The organism is Pseudomonas sp. NPDC087639 (assembly GCF_044743385.1).
Taxonomy (GTDB): domain Bacteria; phylum Pseudomonadota; class Gammaproteobacteria; order Pseudomonadales; family Pseudomonadaceae; genus Aquipseudomonas.
Genome location: NZ_JBIUWI010000005.1, coordinates 63520 through 84945 on the forward strand (window position 1 = coordinate 63520; position 21426 = coordinate 84945).

Here is a 21426-nt window from a genome sequence, read left to right on the forward strand (position 1 = left end):
ATTGAACCCGGCCAGCGGCCGGGCTCTGGTAGATAAACAACATTCAGGACAGCACTTCGTTAACCGGCACCGACAAGCCGTCATGCCACCACGCCGCAAGACTGAAGACGTTGGGCGCCTTGAGAATCGTGAAGTGGTTGCCCGGCCCGTACCACACCGCCAGATCCGTCACTTGGTGCTGCCAGCCTTCGACCATCGCTGCTTGCTCGCGCTGATTGCCCGCCGCGTCCAGCGTCGGGTCGTCGACCAGCGCCAGCCGCACCAGGCCGGTGTAAGCCTGGCGTGGCTGGTAAACCGTGCGCAGCGCAGTGGCAAAGGTGCGCACCGGGCCATGCATCGCCTGTTCGGATGAGCGCGCGGACAGGACGCCGGCACGCACCATGCCTTGGTGCAACAGGCGCATTTGCAAAGCGTCATCGGCCTCGGCAAATGCCTGCGCATCGATACCCAGCGATTTACCGGAAGACAGCTGCAACGCCTCGATCAAGCGCTGTAGCGCAGCAGTGGTCGTGTACGGTTTGCCCACCACACCGTTACCGCCGGGCGCTTCGCTGTCGATCAGGGTCAACGAGGCGACCGTGCGCCCGGCATCCTGCAATTGCGCCGCCATCGCGTGTGCCACCCAACCACCGAACGAATGGCCGATCAGGTGCACCGGACCTTGCGGGTAGAGTTGCTCGATGGCTTGCAAATAAAACCTGGCGGCAGCCTCGACCTGACTGTGCGGCACCGTGGCGCCGTCGAGACCGCGCGGTTGCAGACCGTGAATCGGCCACTCCGGCCCGAGCGCCTCGGTCAGGTGGATAAACCCGGTGACGCTGTCACCCGCGCCGGGTACGCAAAAGATCGGTGCATGCCCGGGGTGGCCAGTCTGCACCGTCAACAACGGCTGATAAGTGACGGGCTCGGGAGCCTTCGCCCCGTCCAGTGCCTGACCGAGCGCTTCTCCCAGGGCGCCGATATGCGGCGCCTTCATCATGCTCTGGTGATCCCCGGGCACGTCGATGCAATGCAGCAAACCCGCAGGCAACTCTTCGGCCCAACCCCGCGTCGGGCTGAGCAGTGACATTTGCGCCGAACGCTCCTGAGCGCGCAGTAAATGCAGGGGTAGCGGAATCGGAGCAATTCGGTAGTGCGCCAGCGCATGCCCGTGGGCCACTTCACGGTCGAGGTAGTGCCAGGCATCCGTCGAAGCGATCGCCGCCAGTTCCGGACGCAACAATTGTTGTTCCCGGCAGCGCTCGAACAGCTCCGCGAACCCCATCGGCTCCAGCTCGGTCTGCAGCAGGGCCAGGCGAGCCAGGGCTTGCTGCCCCTCGGCACCCTGCCCGGCCCAATGCGCCGTGCAGTGCAGCAACAATTGGCGCTTGTGCACATGGGCATCGTTCCAGCGTGCCTTGTCCGGGTCGGCCAGACGCGGCACATAGGTATCGATCAAGCCGAGGAATTCCACCCACTCATCCATGCCGAGCAACTGCAGGGCAATTTCATACGCCAGTACGCCACCGAACGACCAGCCGGCCAGTCGATACGGCCCACTAGGCTGCTGTGCACGGATAATCCCGACCAGCCGCGCCGCGAGGCATTCCATCGTGCGCAGCTGGGGTTGCCCGAGGTCGATGCCCGGCAAGCCATAGATGGGGAACTCACCGGCGATGTGCGTGCCCAGCGCCGGGAAATACACGTCCCGGCCGCTGAATTCATGCACCAGGAACAACGGTGTGCCATGACGGCCGGCACGCACCACGACCAGACCGTTTTGCGGCTCGGCAACACCGTTGCGCGAGCTGAGCAGCGTTGCCGCAGACTCCACAGTCGGATGCTGGAACAGTTCGGCCAAAGTGATCGTCTGGTTGTTCTGTTGCAGCAGGCTGACCAGACGCACCGCCAACAATGAATGCCCGCCCAGTTCAAAGAAGTTGTCGTGGCGGCCGACGCGTTCGACCTGCAACACCTCAGCCCAAAGCCGGGCAAGATTCGCCTCCACGGGATTGGTCGGGGCTTCGTAAACGCGACTGAGCAAGGCTTGCGGTGTCGGCTCCGGCAACGCCTTGCGATCGACCTTGCCATTGTTGTTCAGCGGCAGCGTGTCGAGGCGCACCCAGGCCGCAGGCACCATATATTCCGGCAGGCGTGCTTGCAGCAGCGCACGCAGGGTGGCGCTTTGCAGACTGGCATCATGCGCCGTGTAATAGGCCACCAAGCGCATCGGTTCCTGACCGTCGCGCCGGGCCAGCACCACCGCTTCCCTGACGCCCGGACAGCTCAACAGGCGGTTCTCGATTTCACCCAACTCGATGCGGAAACCGCGGATCTTGACCTGATCGTCGTTGCGCCCGATGCACTCCAGTTGCCCTGGCGCCAACCAGCGCACCAGATCTCCGGTGCGGTACATCATTGCCTCAGGCTTGGCGCTGAACGGATCGCGGAGGAATTTCTCGGCAGTCAGTTCAGGTCGATTCAAGTAACCCAACGCAACGCCCTGCCCGCCGATATACAGCTCACCGATCACACCAAACGGCACCGGTTGCTGATGGGCATCGAGCACATACGCACGGGTGTTGGAAATCGGCCCACCGATCGACACGCTGTCGGCATCGTTCGCAACGGCGCGCACTTCAAAAGTCGTGGCGTAGGTCGTGGTTTCCGTCGGGCCGTAGCAGTGCACCAGACGCAGATCCGGCGCCTGCGCCAGCAGGGCGCGAAACGCCGCCGGATCACCCCGTTCACCGCCGCACAGCAGGATTCGCAGACCTTTGAGTGCCTCGGGAATCAGTTGCACGTACTGGTTGAACAGCGCGGTGGTGACAAACAGGATGGTCGCCCCGCAGCGGCGCAACTCGTGCCCGAACGCCTGCGGGTCGAGCAAGGTGGCTGGGTCGATCACCGCAACCTGAGCACCGTTGAGCAGCGCCCCCCAGACATCCATCGTGCTGGCATCGAATGCCGGGTTAGAAGCGAAGGCCACCCGATCAAGCGGATTGAAATCGGCGTAGCCGTTATTGATCACCAGCCGGGTGATCGCCCGGTGCGGCACCATCACGCCCTTCGGTGTACCGGTTGAGCCGGAGGTGTACATGATGTACGCCAAAGACTCTGCCGACTGCGGCAGTTGCGGGTTGTGCGACGGTTGCCCGTCGAGTGCCAGGGCATCCAGATCAATCCGGCGCACCGGGTCATCGAATACGGCACCGGTCGCCGTCAGCAAGGCCGCCGCCTGACAGTCCTGAACCATGAACGCCTGACGGTCGGCAGGCGCGTTGATGTCCAGCGGCAGGTACGCCGCCGCGCATTTAATGATCGCCAGTTGCGCGATCAACAGATCCAGCGAGCGCGGCAACAGAATCGCCACAGGGTCGCCGGGACTTACGCCCTGAGCCATCAAGTAATGGGCCAGTTGGTTGGCCTTGCGGTTCAACTCGGCGTAACTCAACGCTTGCGCGCCATGCACCGCCGCAACGGCTTCGCCCCGCGCCGCCGCGTGCTGTTCAAACACGCGGTGAACGGTCAGGGTTTGCGGATACTCCCGTTCAGTGGCGTTGAAGTCGACCAGCAATCGCTGGCGTTCCTCGTCATCGACAAGTGGCACGTGTTCCAGCACCGCTTGATCATTGCTGACCATCGCCTGCAGCAACTGCTGGAAGTAACCGACAAACCGCTGCGCCGTTGCTTCATCGAACAGTGCCGTGGCGTACTCCAGCCACCCGCCGATAACGCCCTGCGCGTCGCCCAGGGTCAGCGTCAGGTCGAACTTGGCGAAGTGGCTTGGCTCCGCGACGGCCTCCAGCGTGAGCTCACCCAAGGCCAGCGCCGGGCCATCGCTGTTACGCCAGTTGAGCATGGTCTGGAACAGCGGGCTGTGCGCCAGACTGCGCACCGGCCGGGTGATTTCCACCACTTGTTCGAACGGCAGATCCTGATGCGCCTGGGCTTGCAGCGTCAGCGCCTTGACCCGCGACAGCAACGCTTCGACGCTCAGCGCTCCCGAGGTATCGATGCGCAATGCGAGGGTGTTGACGAACAGGCCGATCAAACCTTCGATTTCGGCTCGCGTGCGGTTGGCCACCGGTGAGCCAATCACCACATCAGCCTGCCCGGACAAGCGACTGAGGACCATCGCCCAGGCACTCATCACCGTCATGTACAAGGTCACGCCATGACGCTGACTCAAGGCTTTGAGCGCAGCGCTCAAGCGCTCGTCCAGGCGCACCTCGACGCTGCTGCCGGCATAGTCCTGTTGCGCCGGGCGCGGTCGGTCGGTGGGCAGCGTGAGCACGGCCGGCGCGTCGGCCAGCGTGCGTTGCCAGTATTCACTCTGACGCTGCAATACGTCGCCGCTCAACCAGCGGCGTTGCCACAGCGCGTAGTCGGTGTACTGCAACGCCAGCGGCGGCAACGGATCGTCCTCGCCATGCCTGAACGCCTGATACAGCGCCATCAGTTCGCGGGTCAGCACGCCCATCGACCAGCCGTCCGAGATGATGTGGTGCAAGGTAATCAACAACACATGGTGATCGTCCGCCAACCGCACCAGCCGTCCGCGAATCAATGGATCGCCCTCCAGATCGAACGGCCCCGATGCCTCGCCCTGAATCAGCGCGAGCAAAGCCTCGTCAGCCGCCGGGTGCAGACGCAAATCCTCGACGCGCAACAGCAAACCGCTGTCGACCGGCGTAATCAGCACCTGTGCGTCGCCGTTGAACGGGGCAAAACGACTGCGCAGGGTCTCGTGGCGCGCGACGATGCGGGCCAGCGCCCGTTGCAGTGCATCGTCGTCAAGCACGCCTCGCAAGCGCAGGCCGATCGGGATGTTGTACGCCGTGTTGGCACCTTCCATCTGCGCCAGAAACCAGAATCGCTGCTGGGAAAATGACAGCGGCAGCGCCCCTTCGCGCGGCACGGCCAGAATCGGCGGCTGCGTACAGCGCCCGGCCTGGGTCAACACTTGCGCCACCGCCGCCAGTTCGGCATTGGCGAACAACTCGCCCAGCGCAAGCTCGACGCCCAGGCGCTGTCGTACTTGCGCAACCATGCGCATGGCCAGCAACGAATGGCCTCCAGACTCGAAAAAGTGATCTCGACGCCCGATCCGTTCAACCTGCAACACCTCGGCCCAGATCTGCGCCAACGTGGTTTCCACTTCACCCTGCGGCGCCTCGTATGCCCGAGTGAACAGCGCCGAGCGCTCAGGTTTGGGCAAGGCCTTGCGGTCGAGTTTGCCGTTGGCGGTCAGCGGCAGCGCATCAAGTTTCACGAAGGCTGACGGCACCATGTACTCGGGCAACTGGGTCAGAAGCTGCGCGCGCAGTTCAGCCACGGCCAATGGCTGGACCTGCGCCTGTTCGGTGAAATACGCCACCAGTCGTGGCTGCCCCGGTTCATCCTCGCGAGCCAGCAACACCGCCTCCTGAATGCCGGGGAGCTGGTTGAGGCGGTTCTCGATTTCCCCCAACTCGATGCGCACGCCACGGATCTTCACTTGATCATCGTTGCGCCCCAGGTATTCGAGGGTGCCGTCGACCCGCCAGCGTGCCAGGTCGCCAGTTCGGTACATCCGCGCTTGAGGTACGCGGCTGAATGGATCGCGCAGGAAGCGTTCGGCGCTCAGGTCCGGCCGATTCAGATAGCCGCGGGCAACACCGCTGCCGCCGACATACAACTCTCCCGTCACGCCAATCGGCACCGGACGCTGTTGATCATCGAGCAGATACACCGTCGCATTGCTCACCGGTTTACCGATGTGCAACCCATCGCCCGCCTCGATGCGCCCGGACGTTGCCACCACGGTGGTCTCGGTCGGGCCGTAGTTGTTGATCACGTCGAAGTGCTGATTGCGCGAAAACTGCCGCAACCGGTCGCCACCGACCAGCAGCGTGCGCAGGGTCGGATGTTCCAGGTTCTGGCTGAAGGCGTACTCGGCCACCGGCGTCGGCAGAAAACTCACGTCCAACGGTTGCGCACGCCACCAGTCGAGCAAGGCATCAATGTCTTCACTGCCCTCGTGAGCCGGGGCGATATGCAAGGTCGCGCCTGCACACAGCGCCGGCCAGATTTCCCATGCCATGGCATCGAAACCAAACCCGGCCAGACTTGAGGTGTGGCGACCGGCGCATAAATCGAAGGCCGCACAGTGCCAGTCAACCAGATTGCACAGCGTGTGGTGCTCGACCATCACCCCTTTGGGCAGGCCAGTGGAGCCAGAGGTGTAGATCACGTAGGCCAGATGCGAGGGATTCAGGCCGGGCACCTGGGGATTGTGGGTAGTGCCCAGCGGCCAGGTGCACGGGTCAAGATCGATCACCGGCACGTCCAGAACGGGCAGGCGCTGCGCAAGATCACTGGATGTCAGCACAGCCACCGGCGCACTGTCGCTGAGCAGGTAGCTCAAGCGCTCGGCGGGGTGCGCCGGGTCCACCGGTACGTAAGCGGCCCCGGCCTTGAGAATCGCCAGCAGTCCGACCAGGGTTTGCAGGCCGCGTCGGGCGACAATCGCCACCCGATCGTCGGGTTTCACGCCCAGCCCGATCAGATAGTGGGCCAGTGCGTTGGCCTTATGGTTCAACTCGGCGAACGTCAATGGCTCACCCAGATACACCGCCGCCAACGCGTCGGGCCGGGCGACAACCTGAGCCTCAAAACGATGATGAAGGGGCTGCGCCGGCGGGTATTCGACGTGAGTGGCGTTGAACCCCGACACAACCTGCTCGCGCTCGGCCGGCGGCAACACCGGCAATTGATTCGACGGGGTGTCTGATGCGCGCTCCAGGGCCAGCAGCAGATTTTCCACCGCGCACAGCATGTAGGTGCAGATTCGGTGGGAGTCGACCTCGGTGCTGGCGAGCAACGTCAGGCTGAAGCGGTCAGCAAAATCGTCGATGCTCAGGGTCAGTGGGTAGTTGGTACGTTCTTCCGAACGCAAGACGCTGATGCCCTCCCAGGCTGCGAGCGCCTCGGCGCTGGCATTGGCACTCGACGCGCTGTGCCGGTAATTGAGCAGCGTGCTGAACAACGGCGAAGACGCCACCACGCCACTGCAACGCTGGGCCAGCGCCAGCGGCGCGTGTTCGTGGCGCATCAGGGTGGTCAGGCGCGCATGGGTGGCCTTCACTGCCTCGCCCGCCGCTTGCGCCCCTGCATCGACCCGCAACGGCAACGTGTTGATGAAAATCCCCAAGGCGCGGTCGGTGGATTCAGCGCCTTGCATCCGCCCCATCAGCACGGTGCCAAACACCACATTCGATTTACCGGTCAGCGCGCTCAAGACCTGCGCCCAACCGAGATGAAACAGGCTCGCGACACTCACCCCCAGCAACCGTGCCTGTGCCCGCAAACGCTGACCGAGTAGCGGATCAAGCGCCAGACTGAGCTCCTCGATATCGCTGCCGTCACCGTGGACGCCTTGCAAACCAAACGGCAATGTCGGCTCGTCAATGTCACCGAGCATGTCGCGGAAAAAGGCTTCATGTTCCTGCTCGCTGATCCCCAATCGAGCGTGTGCCACGTAGTTGCGAAACGGCACGGGCGGCCCCAATCGAGCAGCGAATCCGGACAGACAGGCTTGCAGCTCTTCGCTGACCACCGCGAGCGCGGAATGGTCCATCGCCATGTGATGAAACAGCAACATGGCGACGATGCGCTCCTCGCGCGGATCCCACGCGTGGACCAGACGCAACAGCGGCGCACGGGTGACATCGAGGCGAAAATGCCGGGCGTCGAAACGCTTGTGCAACTGCGTCAGCACGTCACCGTCGGCCACTTCCAACGGCACCTCTTCCAGCGGCAGCTCGGCGGTTCTCAAGACCACTTGCAACGGCGTATCCAGGCCCTCCCAGAACACCGCCGTGCGCAAAATGTCGTGACGGTCGATCACGGTCTGCAAGGCCTGGACGAACGCCTGCAAGCGCTCGCGCCCGCTGAACGCAAAATGCGCCTGCATGACGTACGGATCGCCATGGGTGGCACTGACATGGTGGTAGAGGATGCCTTCCTGCAACGGTGTCAGCGGATAGATGTCCTGCACATTGGCGGCGCCACCGGGGACGGTGTCGACCAATTGATCGAGACGGTCCTGACTCAACTCGGCGAGCGTCAGCATCGCCGACGTGATTCGCGTGGTGCTTGGGACGATGCCATTGACCGGCACCTCGACTTGCCCCGCTCTCGCTGCCGAGTACGTCCCGGCCTTGATCAATTCGATCAGCGCCGGCTTGTGCTCGCGCAGCAACGCCAGCAGGGCCGGCTCGCTCAACGCCTGTTTGTTGCCGTTGACCCGTAACTGGTCATCGGTGACCGCCAACTGGATGTCTTTTTCCTTCAACGTCACCAACAGTTCGTTCACGTTCACAGGACGATCTCCATTCTTTCCGTGATTGCCGCGTAACCGGCCAGGGTCGGGTGTTCAAACAACGCCCTGACATCCGCTTCAATGCCTTCCTGTTGCAGACGTCCGACCAGACTCACCGCCAGCAACGAATGCCCACCCAACTCGAAGAAATGGTCGTGACGCCCTACCCGCTCGACGTTGAGCAACTCGCACCACAGCCGCGCCAGGATGATTTCCAACTCACCGACCGGCGCTTCGTATTCGTGGCTGCTCACCGAGTGCTGATTCGCTACAGGCAACGCCTTGCGATCGAGTTTGCCGTTGGGGCTGAGCGGCAAGCGGTCGAGATGGACGAAAATCGCCGGGACCATGTAGTCCGGCAGATGCTGCAGCAACGCCCCACGCAGAATGTCGACGTCCAGCCGTGCGCCCGTGTAATAGGCCACCAGGCGTTTGTCCCCTGGAACATCTTCGCGGGCAACCACGACCGCTTCCTGCACGCCACCGATCTGTGTCAGGCCTGCCTGAATCTCGCCAAGCTCGATGCGCAGCCCACGGATTTTCACCTGGTCGTCGTTGCGCCCCAGATACTCGATATTGCCGTCGGCACGGTAGCGGGCAATGTCGCCGGTGCGGTACATCCGCGCGTGCGTCTGATCACTGAACGGATCGTTGAGGAACCGTTCGGCGCTCAGCTCGGCACGGTTCAAATACCCCCGCGCCACTTGCACACCGCCGATGTACAACTCGCCGACCACGCCTTGCGGCACCGGTTGTTGCCACGCATCGAGGATGTACATCCGGGTATTGGCGATCGGTTTGCCGATTGGCGTGTTGTCTGGAATGTCTTCGCAAGATCCGGTGCAATGCCAGGCCGTGACATCCACCGCCGCTTCGGTCGGGCCGTATAGGTTGTGCAGTTCGCTGGCCGGCAATTGTTGTTTGAAACGCCGCACCAGACTGCCGGGCAATGCTTCGCCGCTGCACATGACCTGACGCAGCCCTGCGCAACGCTCGGTCTGGCCGTGGGCGAGAAACACATCGAGCATCGATGGCACGAAATGCACGGTGGTGATGTTCTCGCTTTCGATCACTTCACTCAGGTAGGCCGGCTCCTTGTGTCCGCCGGGACGGGCCAGCACCAGCCGCGCACCGGTCATCAGCGGCCAGAAAAACTCCCAGACCGACACGTCGAAGCTGAACGGCGTTTTTTGCAGCACCGCGTCCGCCGGTGTCAGCGCGTAGGCGTCCTGCATCCACAGCAGGCGGTTCACCACTGCCGAGTGCTCGTTGGCCACCCCTTTGGGCTGGCCGGTAGAACCGGAGGTGTAGATCACGTAGGCCAGATGGTTGGGGGTCAGCCCGGCGACTGGCGGATTGTCCGCCGACAAGTCCTGCCAGGTTTCCTGATCCAGATTGATCACCGGCACAGCCACTTCAGCTGCCAACCCGGCCGTAGCGCTCTGCACCAGCAGCACCACGGGAGCGCTGTCGGCGAGCATGTAAGCGATGCGTTCCGGCGGATAATCCGGATCGAGTGGCACATAACCACCGCCAGCCTTGAGAATCGCCAGCAAGCCAATGACCATTTGCACACTGCGCTCGACGCCGATCGCCACCCGTGAATCCGGCTGAACGCCAAGATTGCGCAGGTGATGGGCCAAGCGGTTGGCGCGCTCGTTCAATTGCTCGAAGCTCAAGCGCTGGTCACCGACTTGCACCGCTGGCGCTTGCGGGGTTCGCAGCACTTGCGCCTCGAACATGCCGTGCAGGGTTTGCTCCAGGTTGTAGTCAACCGTGGTGGCGTTAAAGTCGAACAGCAGTCGCTGGCGCTCCTGATCGGGCAGGATCGACAGGCGATTGAGCGGTTTTTGCGGCGTCTGCTCCAGTGCCTCGACCAGCACGATCAACGCCGTTTGCACGTAAGCACAGATCCGTTGCGAGCCGACCTCTGCCGAGGTAATCGCAGTGATTCTGAAACCCGCGCCCAAATCGTCGACATTGAGGCTCAGCGGATAGTTGGTGCGTTCTTCGCCGGCCAGCGTCTCGATGCCCTGCCAGGCCGGGTGCGCTTGCGTTTGGGTTGCACTGCTGTGCCGATAGTTGAGCATCGCGCTGAACAGCGGCGCCGGCGCAGCGACACCGCTACAACGCTGGGCCAGAGCCAGCGAAGCGTGCTCGTGTCCAAGCAGTCCGGTGAGTCGCGCATGCGTCGCCTTGAGCGCGACACGCACCGGTTGGTCGCCGACATCCACGCGCAGTGGCAAGGTGTTGATGAACATCCCCAGCCCGCGATCGGCCCCCGCCCCACCCTGCATCCGCCCCATCAGCACGGTGCCGAAGACCACGCGTTCCTGCCCGGAGGTGGCCGCCAGTACCTGCGCCCAAGCCAGGTGAAACAGGCTGGCGACGCTGATGCCCCCTTGTCGCGCCTGACTGCGCAAGCGTTGCGCCAATGCCTCGGGCAAAGCCTGAACGGTTTCCTCAAAAGCGCTGGCCGAGCCGTTCACCTCACTTAAACCGAACGGCAAAGTTGGCTCATCGATGTCGCCGAGCATGTCGCGGAAAAACGCCTCGTGCTCCTGTTCACTGATGCCCAATCGGGCCTGTGCCACGTAGTTGCGATACGGCACCGCCGCCGGTAACGGCTCGGTCAGCCCCAGCAGACTCGCCTGCATCTCGTGACGCACCACTTCCAGCGCGGTGTGATCCAGGGCGATGTGATGGAACAACAACAGCCCCGCCACGCAGTCATTGGCCGGATCGCGGGCATACAGCAGCCGAATCAACGGCGCCTGACTGAGATCCAGGCGCTGTTCCAGCAGTTGCTCGATCGCAACCTCCTGCACCGGTAACTCGGCATGACGCCACACCACCTGAAGCGGCGCGGCCAAGCCCTGCCAGACGATGGCCGTACGCAAAATATCGTGGCGCTGCATGATGTGCCGCAGCGCGTTGGCGAAGGCCTCGACGCGCTCAACGCTGGCGAATGCCATTCGCGATTGCAGCACGTACGGGTCGCGTTCGGCGGCAGTGATGTGGTGGTAAAGAATGCCTTCCTGCAACGGCGCCAGCGGGTAAATATCCTGCACGTTGGCCGCGCCACCCGGCACAGTGGCGACGACCCGCTCGATACTGGCCTGATCCAGATCGGTCAGGGTCAGCATGTCCGGGGTGATACGCGTGCAATCGGCTGGAATGCGATTGGCCGGTACGTCGATTTCGCGACCACTGCCCACCGCAGCAGCCAACGCCGCGAGGGTCGGCTGGTGGAACAGCACGCGCACATCGCTGCTCAGGCCGATCTGGCGCATGCGTTCGATCACACTCACTGCCAGCAACGAATGCCCACCGAGTTCAAAGAAGTTGTCGTGGCGGCCAACCTGTTCGACTTTCAAGACCTCGGCCCAGATCCGCGCCAGCGCGGTTTCGACCGGGCCTTTCGGCGCTTCATAGGCGCGGCTGAGCCATGCACTTTGGTCCGGTTCGGGCAGAGCCTTGCGGTCGAGTTTGCCGTTGGCGGTCAGCGGCAAAGCGTCCATTCGCACGTAGGCCGCCGGCACCAAGGCTTGTGGCAAGCGGTTTTGCAGATACTTGCGCAAGTCCTCGATAGCGACTGACGTGCGCTCGGTAAACCAGGCCAGCAATTGCCCGTCGCGCACCAGCGTTACCGCTTCCTGCACCGCTGGATGGCTGGCGAGCGCCGCATCGATTTCGCCCGGCTCGATCCGTACACCGCGCAGTTTGACCTGATCGTCGTTGCGGCCCAGATATTCGATATTGCCGTCGGCCACCCAGCGCACCAGGTCTCCGGTGCGGTACATACGCGCACCTTGGGGGCCGAACGGGTCGTTGATGAACCGCTCGGCAGTCAAATCGTCACGGTTCAGATAACCCCGCGCGACGCCCGCACCACCGACGTACAACTCACCCGCGACGCCAACTGGCACCGGACGCTGTTGCGCATCGAGTACATAGGCCCTGGCATTGGCAATCGGCCGCCCGATGTGCAGAACCTGCCCGCATTCGATCCGCCCCGATGTCGCCACCACCGTGGCCTCGGTCGGGCCGTAGTTATTGATCACGTCGAAGGTCTGAGCACGCGGGAACTGCCGCAGCTTGTCGCCGCCAATCAACAGCGTGCGCAAGGTCGGGTGGCCCAGCTCGCGACTGAACGCATATTCGGCCACCGGTGTCGGCAAGAAACTCACCTGCAACGGCTGCGCCCGCCACCAGTCGAGCAGTTCATCAAGGTGTTCATTGCCAATGGATTCGGGCGGCAGGTGCAAGGTCGCGCCGACACACAGTGCCGGCCAAACCTCCCACGCCATCGCATCAAAACCGAAGCCGGCGACACTCGCAGTGTGGCTGCCGGCATGCAGGTCGAAGGCTTGAGCGTGCCAGTGCACGAGGTTTTCCAGGGTCCGGTGTTCGACCATCACGCCTTTGGGCTGGCCGGTGGAGCCGGAGGTGTAGATCACGTAGGCGAGGTTGTGCGTGGTCAAGCCGTTGACCCGGGGATTGTCCGCCGACAAATCCTGCCAGTAGTCTTCGCCAAGATCGATCACGGGCACCGTCACCTCACCCGGCAACCGCGTGTCCAGTACCAGCACCGCCAATGGCGCACTGTCGCTCAGCAGGTAAGTAATGCGCTCCGCCGGATAAGCCGGGTCGATAGGCACATAGGCAGCGCCGGCCTTGAGAATGGCCAACAACCCGACCAGCATCTGTGGGCCGCGCTTGAGACAGATCGCCACTCGCGTATCCGGCCCCACACCCATCCCGACAAGGTAGTGCGCCAGGCGATTGGCCTGTTGGTTGAGTTGCAAGAAGCTCAATCGCTGCTCACCCGCCTGCACAGCCAACGCATGGGGTGTGCGCAGAACCTGCGCTTCGAACAATCCGTGAACGGTCTGACTGACAGGGTAATCGGCGCTACTGGCGTTGAAGTCGTGCAGCACTCGCTCACGCTCAAGCGCTGGCAGGACTGAAAGGCGATTCAGTGGCTGTTCGGGGTTGTGTTCCAGCGCCGTCACCAGCGCCGCGATGGCGGTATGCATCAGATCGCAAACCCGCTGCGCGCCGACGTGGCTCGGGGTCAGAACCGCCAGGTTGAAGCCCTCGCCCAAGTCATTGACGCTGAGGGTCAGTGGATAATTGGTGCGCCCGTCATGGGCGAGGAATTCGATGCCTTGCCAGGCCTGTGCCGCCGCTGATCGCTCGGCGCTGTGTCGATAGTTGAGTACCGAACTGAACAGCGGCAACGGCGCCGCCACACCACTGCAACGTTGCGCCAGGGCGAGGGACGCGTGCTCATGCCCCAGCAGCGCGGCCAGTCGCTTGTGCAAACTCAGAACCGCGTCGCCGACACTGCGGTCATCAATGTCCATGCGCAACGGCAAGGTATTGATGAACACCCCAAGCGCCCGGTCAGCGCCTTCGCCTCCTTGCATCCGGCCCAGCAATACGGTGCCGAACACGACGTGTTGCTGAGCCGCTGTCGCCGCCAGTACGTGCGCCCAGGCCAGATGGAACAGGCTGGCCGCACTGACACCGAACAACCGGGCCTGAACGCGCAAGCGCTGGCTCAGCCCGGCCGGCAGCGCCAGCAAATGCTCCTCGATATCGCAGCCATCACCCTGTACGTCGCGCAAGCCGAACGGCAGGGTCGGCTCGTCGATATCGCCGAGCATCTCGCGGAAGAAGGTTTCGTGTTCCTGCTCGCTGACGCCATGGCGAGCCTGGGCCACGTAGTTGCGATACGGCGCCGCTAACGGCAGCGGTTCGGTGCTGCCCAGCAGACTGGCCTGCATCTCGTGGCGCACCACCTCCAGCGCCGTGTGATCGAGGGCGATATGGTGAAACAGCAACATCCCCACCACTCGGTCATGGGCCGGGTCGTGGGCATACACCAGACGCAACAGTGGCGCCTGGCCAAGGTCGAGACGGAAGTGGCGGGCATCGAATCGCCCGTGCAACTGCCCGAGGATGTCACCGCCGGTTGGCTCCAGCGCAACGGCTTGCACGCTCATCGGCGCCTGACGCCAGACCACTTGCTGCGGGTTCGGCAGCCCTTCCCAAACCACGCTGGTGCGCAGGATGTCGTGACGTGCGATCACGCTTTGCAACGCCTCGGCAAAGGCGTGCAAATGCTCGATATCGGCGAATGCCAGACGTGACTGCAACAAGTAGGGATCACCGTCTGCGGCGCTGATGTGGTGATAAAGAATGCCCTCCTGTAACGGTGCGAGCGGGTAAATCTCCTGCACATTGGGCGCACCACCGGGCACGGTGGCGACGATGCGTTCGATGCTGGCCTGATCCAGATCGGTCAGGGTCAGCATGTCAGGGGTGATGCGCGTGTAATTGGCTGGGATGCGATTGGCCGGTACATCGATTTCGCGCCCGCGCCCCACGGCTGCGGCCAGCGCCGCCAGTGTCGGCTGGTTGAACAGCACGCGCACATCGGCGCTCAGGCCGATCTGGCGCATGCGTTCGATCAGGCTCACCGCCAACAGCGAATGGCCACCGAGTTCAAAGAAGTTGTCGTGACGGCCGACTTGATCAACCTTGAGTACAGTCGCCCAGATCTGCGCCAACGCGGTTTCCACCGGGCCTTGCGGTGCTTCATAGGCGCGGCTGAGCCACGCACTTTCATCGGGTTCGGGCAGCGCCTTGCGATCGAGTTTGCCGTTGGCCGTCAACGGCAAAGCGTCCAGACGCACATAGGCTGCAGGGATCAGGGCGTCCGGCAATCGGGCCTGCAAATGGGTAAGCAGTCCGGCAATTTCGACAGATTCGCGTTCGGTGAACCACGCGACCAGCCGCCCGTCACGCACCAGCACCACGACATCCTGCACCGCATTGTGAGCACTGAGTGCGGCTTCGATTTCACCGAGTTCGACACGCACGCCGCGCAGTTTGACCTGATCGTCATTGCGGCCCAGGTATTCGATGTTGCCGTCGGCCAGCCAGCGTGCCTGGTCGCCGGTACGGTACATCCGGGCGTTCGGCTCGTCACTGAATGGGTCGTCAAGGAACTGTTCGGCAGTCAATTGCGCGCGATTCAGATAACCCCGTGCGACACCGGCGCCGCCGACATACAGTTCACCTTGCACACCCACCGGCACCGGCTGCTGCTGGCTGTCCAGCAGGTAGACTCGGGCATTGGCAATCGGCCGCCCGATATGCAGCACCTGCCCGCATTCGATCCGCCCCGACGTCGCCACCACCGTGGCCTCGGTCGGGCCGTAGTTATTGATCACGTCGAAGGTCTGAGCACGCGGGAACTGCCGCAGCTTGTCCCCGCCGATCAACAGCGTGCGCAAGGTCGGGTGCCCCAGATGGCGACTGAACGCATAGTCGGCCACCGGCGTCGGCAGGAAACTCACCTGCAATGGCTGCGCACGCCACCAGTCGAGCAGTTCATCAAGGAGTTCATTGCCAATGGATTCGGGCGGCAGGTGCAAGGTCGCGCCGACACACAACGCCGGCCAAACCTCCCACGCCATTGCATCAAAACCGAAGCCGGCGACACTCGCGGTGTGGCTGCCGGCGTGCAGGTCAAAAGCTTCGGCGTGCCAGTGCACGAGGTTTTCCAGAGTACGGTGTTCGACCATCACGCCTTTAGGCTGGCCGGTGGAGCCGGAGGTGTAGATCACATAGGCGAGATGCCCCGGATTCAGCGCCGGCAACTGAGGATTGGTCTGCGGGAAGCGCTGCCAGTCATCACCGTGCAGGTCGATCACCGGCACGCTTGCCGGTAGATCGCGCGTCGAAGGCTGGGCGAGCACCGCCACCGGCTCGCTGTCCTGCAACAGATAAGCGATACGCTCGCGCGGATGCGCCGGATCGACCGGCACATAACCGGCGCCAGCCTTGAGAATCGCCAGCAGCGCCACGAGCATGTCCGGGCCGCGACGCAAACAAACGGCGACACGATCATCCGGTTGCACACCGAGGCCGATCAGGTGGTGCGCCACGCGGTTGGCACGCTGGTTCAGTTCGCGATAGCTCAGGCGCTGCTCACCCTGCACCGCCGCCCATGCATCGGGGCGCGCCGCGACTTGCGCTTCGAACAAACGCTGGATGGGCTGCCCACTCGGGTAGTCACGGCCGGTGATGTTGAAACCCACCAATACCCGTTGACGCTCACTCGGCGACAAGATTGACAGCTGCTGCAGCGGCGCGTCAGGCGTGTATTCGAGCGCCGTTACCAGACCGTGCAACGCCGTTTGCAAGTAATCGCACACCCGCGCGCCATCTACTTGTGGCACCGCCTGCACGCTCAGCCGGAAAGCGTTACCAAGGTCGTCGACGCTGACCACCAGCGGGTAATTGCTGCGTTCGCGAGAGCTGAGAATCTCAATGCCCTGCCACGCCAGCGCCGCCGAATCCGCCGCACTGTGACGATAGTTGAGCAAGGTGCTGAACAGCGGCAGTGCAGCCGATACGCCGCTGCAACGCTGAGCCAGCGCCAACGATGCCTGCTCGTGCCCGAGCAATTGCGCCAGGCATTGATGAGTGGCGCGCACACTGTCCTGCACCGACGCGGCGCCCACGCTGACGCGCAGCGGCAACGTATTGATGAACATGCCCAGCGCCCGGTCGGCGCCCTCGCCGCCCTGCATCCGGCCCAGCAACACGGTGCCGAACACCACATCCTGCTGACCGGAGACTTTCGCCAACACCTGCGCCCACGCCTGATGCACCAGACTCGCAATACTGATGCCGAGCCGACGCGACTGCTCGCGCAGACGCTCGCCGAGGCCGGCATCCAGCGCTGCATGACTGTCGAGAATATCGCGGCCGTCGCCGTGCACGTCCTGCAAACCGAACGCCAGGGTCGGTTCGTCGATATCGCCGAGCATGTCGCGAAAGAACGCCTCATGGACTGCTTCGCTTGCGCCAAGCCGCGCCTGCGCTACGTAATTGCGATATTGCACCGGCGCCGGTACATCGATTGTCCGGCCGTGCATGACGTCGTTCACTTCCGCTACCAGCACCTCCAGTGCCGTGTGGTCGAGCACGATGTGATGCAGCAAAAGTATCCCGATCCATCGGTTATGCGGCTGATCTTCGGTATAGGCAAAGCGCATAAGCGGTGCTTGGTTGAGATTCAGGCGTGCTGTTTTTGTCGCAGTACGCGGATCGAAGCGTGCCTGCATTTGCTCCAGTACATCGCCGTCGAGTTCGTCGGCATCGACCCGTTCCAGCGCCAGCGGTGCCTCGCGCCACACCACCTGTACCGGTTCTTCCAGCCCTTCCCAGACCACACTGGTGCGCAGAATATCGTGACGGCCAATCACCTCATTCAAGGCGCGGACAAAGGTTTTGATCTGCGCCAGACCGTCAAACGCGAATTGCGCCTGCAACACATAGGGATCGCCGGCGCTGGTTGCCAGGTGGTGATAGAGAATCCCCGCCTGCAACGGCGCCAGCCCATAGATGTCCTGCACATTGGCGACGCCGCCGGGCACACTGGCGATGACCCGGTCGATGCCGATCTGATCCAGTGTGGCCAACGGCAGCATGTCGGGGGTGATGTGCGTGCAACCGGGCTCGATCAGATTGCCCGGCACCACGCTGACACTGGCTGTGCTCAAGGTCGCCGCCAGCGCCGCCACGCTCGGCTGGCCGAACAGCACGCGCACGTCGCAATGCATTTCGTGTTGGCGCATACGCTCGATCAGCTTCACCGCCAGCAGCGAATGACCGCCGAGTTCGAAGAAGTTGTCATGCCGGCCGACCTGTTCGACGCCGAGCAGGCTCTGCCAGATTCCAGCGATGAGCGCTTCCACCTCACCCACCGGCGCCTCGAAACCACGCCGGGCGAACGCATCGCTGTCCGGTGGCGGCAAGGCCTTGCGATCAAGTTTGCCGTTGGGGGTCAGCGGATAGGCATCGAGGCGCACGAAGGCGCTCGGCACCATGTACTCGGCCAACGAACCCTGCAGGTGATCGCGCAACTGCGCAGCACTGGGCTCAACGCCCTCGTCAGCCAGCCAGTACGCCACCAGACGTTGCTCGCCGGGGCTGTCTTCACGGGCAATCACCACCGCTTCGCGCACGCCTGCGCAAGCGGCCAGGCGTGCTTCGATCTCGCCGAGTTCGATTCGGAAACCGCGGATTTTCACCTGGTCGTCGTTACGCCCCAGGTATTCAAGACTGCCGTCTGCGGCCCAGCGCGCAAGGTCGCCGGTCTTGTACAAACGCGCCTCGGCATGGCCACTGAACGGGTCGACAATAAAGCGTTCGGTGGTCAGGTCCTGGCGGTTGAGATAACCGCGTGCCACCCCGGCGCCACCGACGTACAACTCACCGATCACCCCGACCGGCACCGGTTCGCGTTGCGCGTCGAGCACATACAGTTGCAGGTCGGGTATGCGCACACCAATCGGGCTTACGCCCATCAACTGCGCGTCAGACGCGACCAGCGGTCGGTAGGTCACGTGCACCGTGGTTTCGGTGATGCCGTACATGTTCACCAACCGCGTCCCCGCATTGCCAACTCGCGCGTACCACGGCTTAAGCAGGCCCGGCTCCAGCGCCTCGCCACCAAAAATCACTTCGCGCAAGGAATGCTGCAACGGGCTGCGTGCCTGTCCGGCGACCATTTGCCGGAACGCGCTCGGCGTCTGGTTAAGCACGGTGACGCCGGTACGGCACAGCAGCGCATAGCAGTCGTCCGGTGAACGGCTGACGGCTTGCGGCACCAGCAGCAACTGCCCACCAAAACTCAGCGCGCCCCAGATTTCCCATACCGAGAAATCGAAGGCGAAAGAGTGGAACAGCGCCCAGATGTCCTGCGGGTTGAATTGAAACCAGTCATGAGTGGCCGAAAACAGTCGCGCGACGTTGCGGTGTTCGACCATCACGCCTTTGGGCAAACCAGTGGATCCGGAGGTGTAGATCACGTACGCCAGGTGCGCCGGGGTCAGTTCCGGGATCTGCGGGTCAGTGGCTAATTCGGCGCGTAAATGAGCGCTGTCGAGATCGACTGTCGGCACGTCGAGATCCGCCACGCGGTCGCGCGTCGCCGCTTGCATCAACACCGCGACCGGCGCGCTGTCCTGCAGCGTGAAAGCAATTCGATCCAGTGGATACGCCGGATCGATCGGCACATAACCGGCGCCAGCCTTCAGTACGCCAAGCAAGCCGATGATCATTTGCGGGCCGCGCTCGACGCAGATGGCGACACGGTCGTCCGCGCGAATGCCCAGCGCCAGCAAGTGATGTGCAACCTGATTGGCGCGACGATTCAGTTCGCCATAGCTCAGGGTTTGTTCACCGAAGATCAACGCAGTGGCGTCCGGCCGGGCCTGCGCATGGGCTTCAAATTGTTGATGGATCAGTGGCGTATCGGGGAACTGTGCCAGCGGCGCGTTAATGCCGTGCAGCAGTTGTTCACGTTCCCTGGCCGGCAAAATATTCAGGCTGTGCAGCGACTTTTGCGGATCGGCTTGCAACGCTTCAACCAAGCCTTCCAGCGCCGTGTGCAAGTAACGGGCAATACGCTCGGCGCCGAGGCTGGCGTCCGCCAGCGCGGTAATGCGCAAATCCTCGCCGAGGTCATCGATGTTGACGGTCAACGGGTAGTTGGTGCGTTCCCGGGCGCCCAGCACCTGAACGCCGGGCGCGATATCAATCACCTCGGCGACTTCTTCGACGGCGCTGTGACGGTAGTTGAGGATTGCGCTGAACAACGGCGTCGGTACTGCCACCGCACTGCAACGCTGGGCCAGCGCCAGCGAGGCCTGCTCATGGGCGAGCAACGCAGTCAGGCGACGATGGGTCTTCAGCACGGCGGCGTGAACACTTTCCGCGCCGACATCCACTCGCAGCGGCAACGTATTGATGAACATCCCCAACGCCTGCTCACCGCCCTCGCCCACCTCCATCCGCCCGAGCAACACGGTGCCGAACACCACCGCCGTACGCCCGGACAATTGGCCCAACACCCGCGCCAGCGCCAGATGCATCAGGCTTGCCACGCTCACGCCCAATTGCCGCGCATGCTTACGCAGTGCTCGGCTCAAGTCGCTGTCGAGCATCAACCAGGTTTCCTCGATGGCCTGCCCGTCGCCTTGAACGTCCTGCAAACCGCAAGGCAGCGTCGGCTCGTCAATGTCCGCAAGCATCTCGCGGAAAAACGCCTCATGCGCCTGTTCACTGGCGCCCATACGCGCCCGCGCCAAGTGGTCGCGGTAAGGCACGGGCGCGGCGACCTGGGCGGTCTGCCCGAGCAAATACGCCTGCGCTTCGCGGCGCACCACGTCCAGTGCGATGTGATCCATGATCAAGTGGTGAAACAGCAAGAGCGCGACCACTCGCCCGTTCGCCGGGTCTTGTGCGAACACCAGCCGCAACAGCGGTGCCTGCTGCACGTCAAGGCGGAAGAACTTCGGGTCATAGCGATCCAGCAACTGCTGCAGCACATCACCGCGGCCCTGCAACACGAGCTCTTCACAGCTCAGCGAAGCCTTGCGTTGAACCACTTGCAGCGGCTCGTCCAGCCGCTCCCAGATGAAAGAAGTACGCAGGATGTCATGGCGTCCGATCATCCATTGCAGCGCTTGGGCGAACGCATCCAGTCGTTCACGATTGTCGAAAGCGAATCGCGCTTGCGACACATACGGATCGCCTGCGGGTGCCGACAGGTGCAGGTACAGCATGCCCTCCTGCAACGGCGCCAACGGGTAAATGTCCTGCAGATTCGCCGCGCCGCCCGGCACCGTGGCGATGATGCGGTCGAGGCTGTCCTGATCCAGCGTCACCAGCGGCAGCATGTCCGGCGTGATCCGGAACGCCGGGCTCAGCCAGTCCCCCCCATGGCTGGCGACCAGTTCCAGCAGTTGCGCCTTGTGCGCAGCGAGGCTGTCCCACAACGCGTCATCCAGCGCGTCGTCACCCAGAATGACCAGGTCTTCATCTTCCTGTTGAAGGCGGATCGCATGGGTCGAAATAACAGCCATCAGTTCGCTGAAATGCATGGAGTAACCTGCTGTAAATACGGGAAAAAGGAGCGCGCAGCAGCCAGTCCGTGCAAGCGGCGCGCAGCCTGGAAAAACTAAAACATCGGGGCTTGGGTGTCTGACATGGGA

The 21426-nt window shown here is 63.1% G+C and carries 2 protein-coding genes; both read right to left on the bottom strand.

Annotation, left to right across the window (positions count from 1 at the left end):
- Positions 1-43: 43 nt before the first annotated feature.
- Positions 44-8344, bottom strand: a complete 8301-nt coding sequence (locus tag ACIOVB_RS04455) for an amino acid adenylation domain-containing protein (RefSeq protein WP_401265209.1) — start codon at positions 8342-8344, stop codon at positions 44-46.
- Positions 8341-21315 carry an amino acid adenylation domain-containing protein gene (locus ACIOVB_RS04460; protein WP_401265211.1) on the bottom strand — a complete coding sequence of 4325 codons (12975 nt, stop codon included), beginning with the start codon at positions 21313-21315 and terminating at the stop codon, positions 8341-8343. The genes ACIOVB_RS04455 and ACIOVB_RS04460 overlap by 4 nt, the downstream gene beginning before the upstream one ends.
- Between the last annotated feature and the right edge of the window lie 111 nt (positions 21316-21426).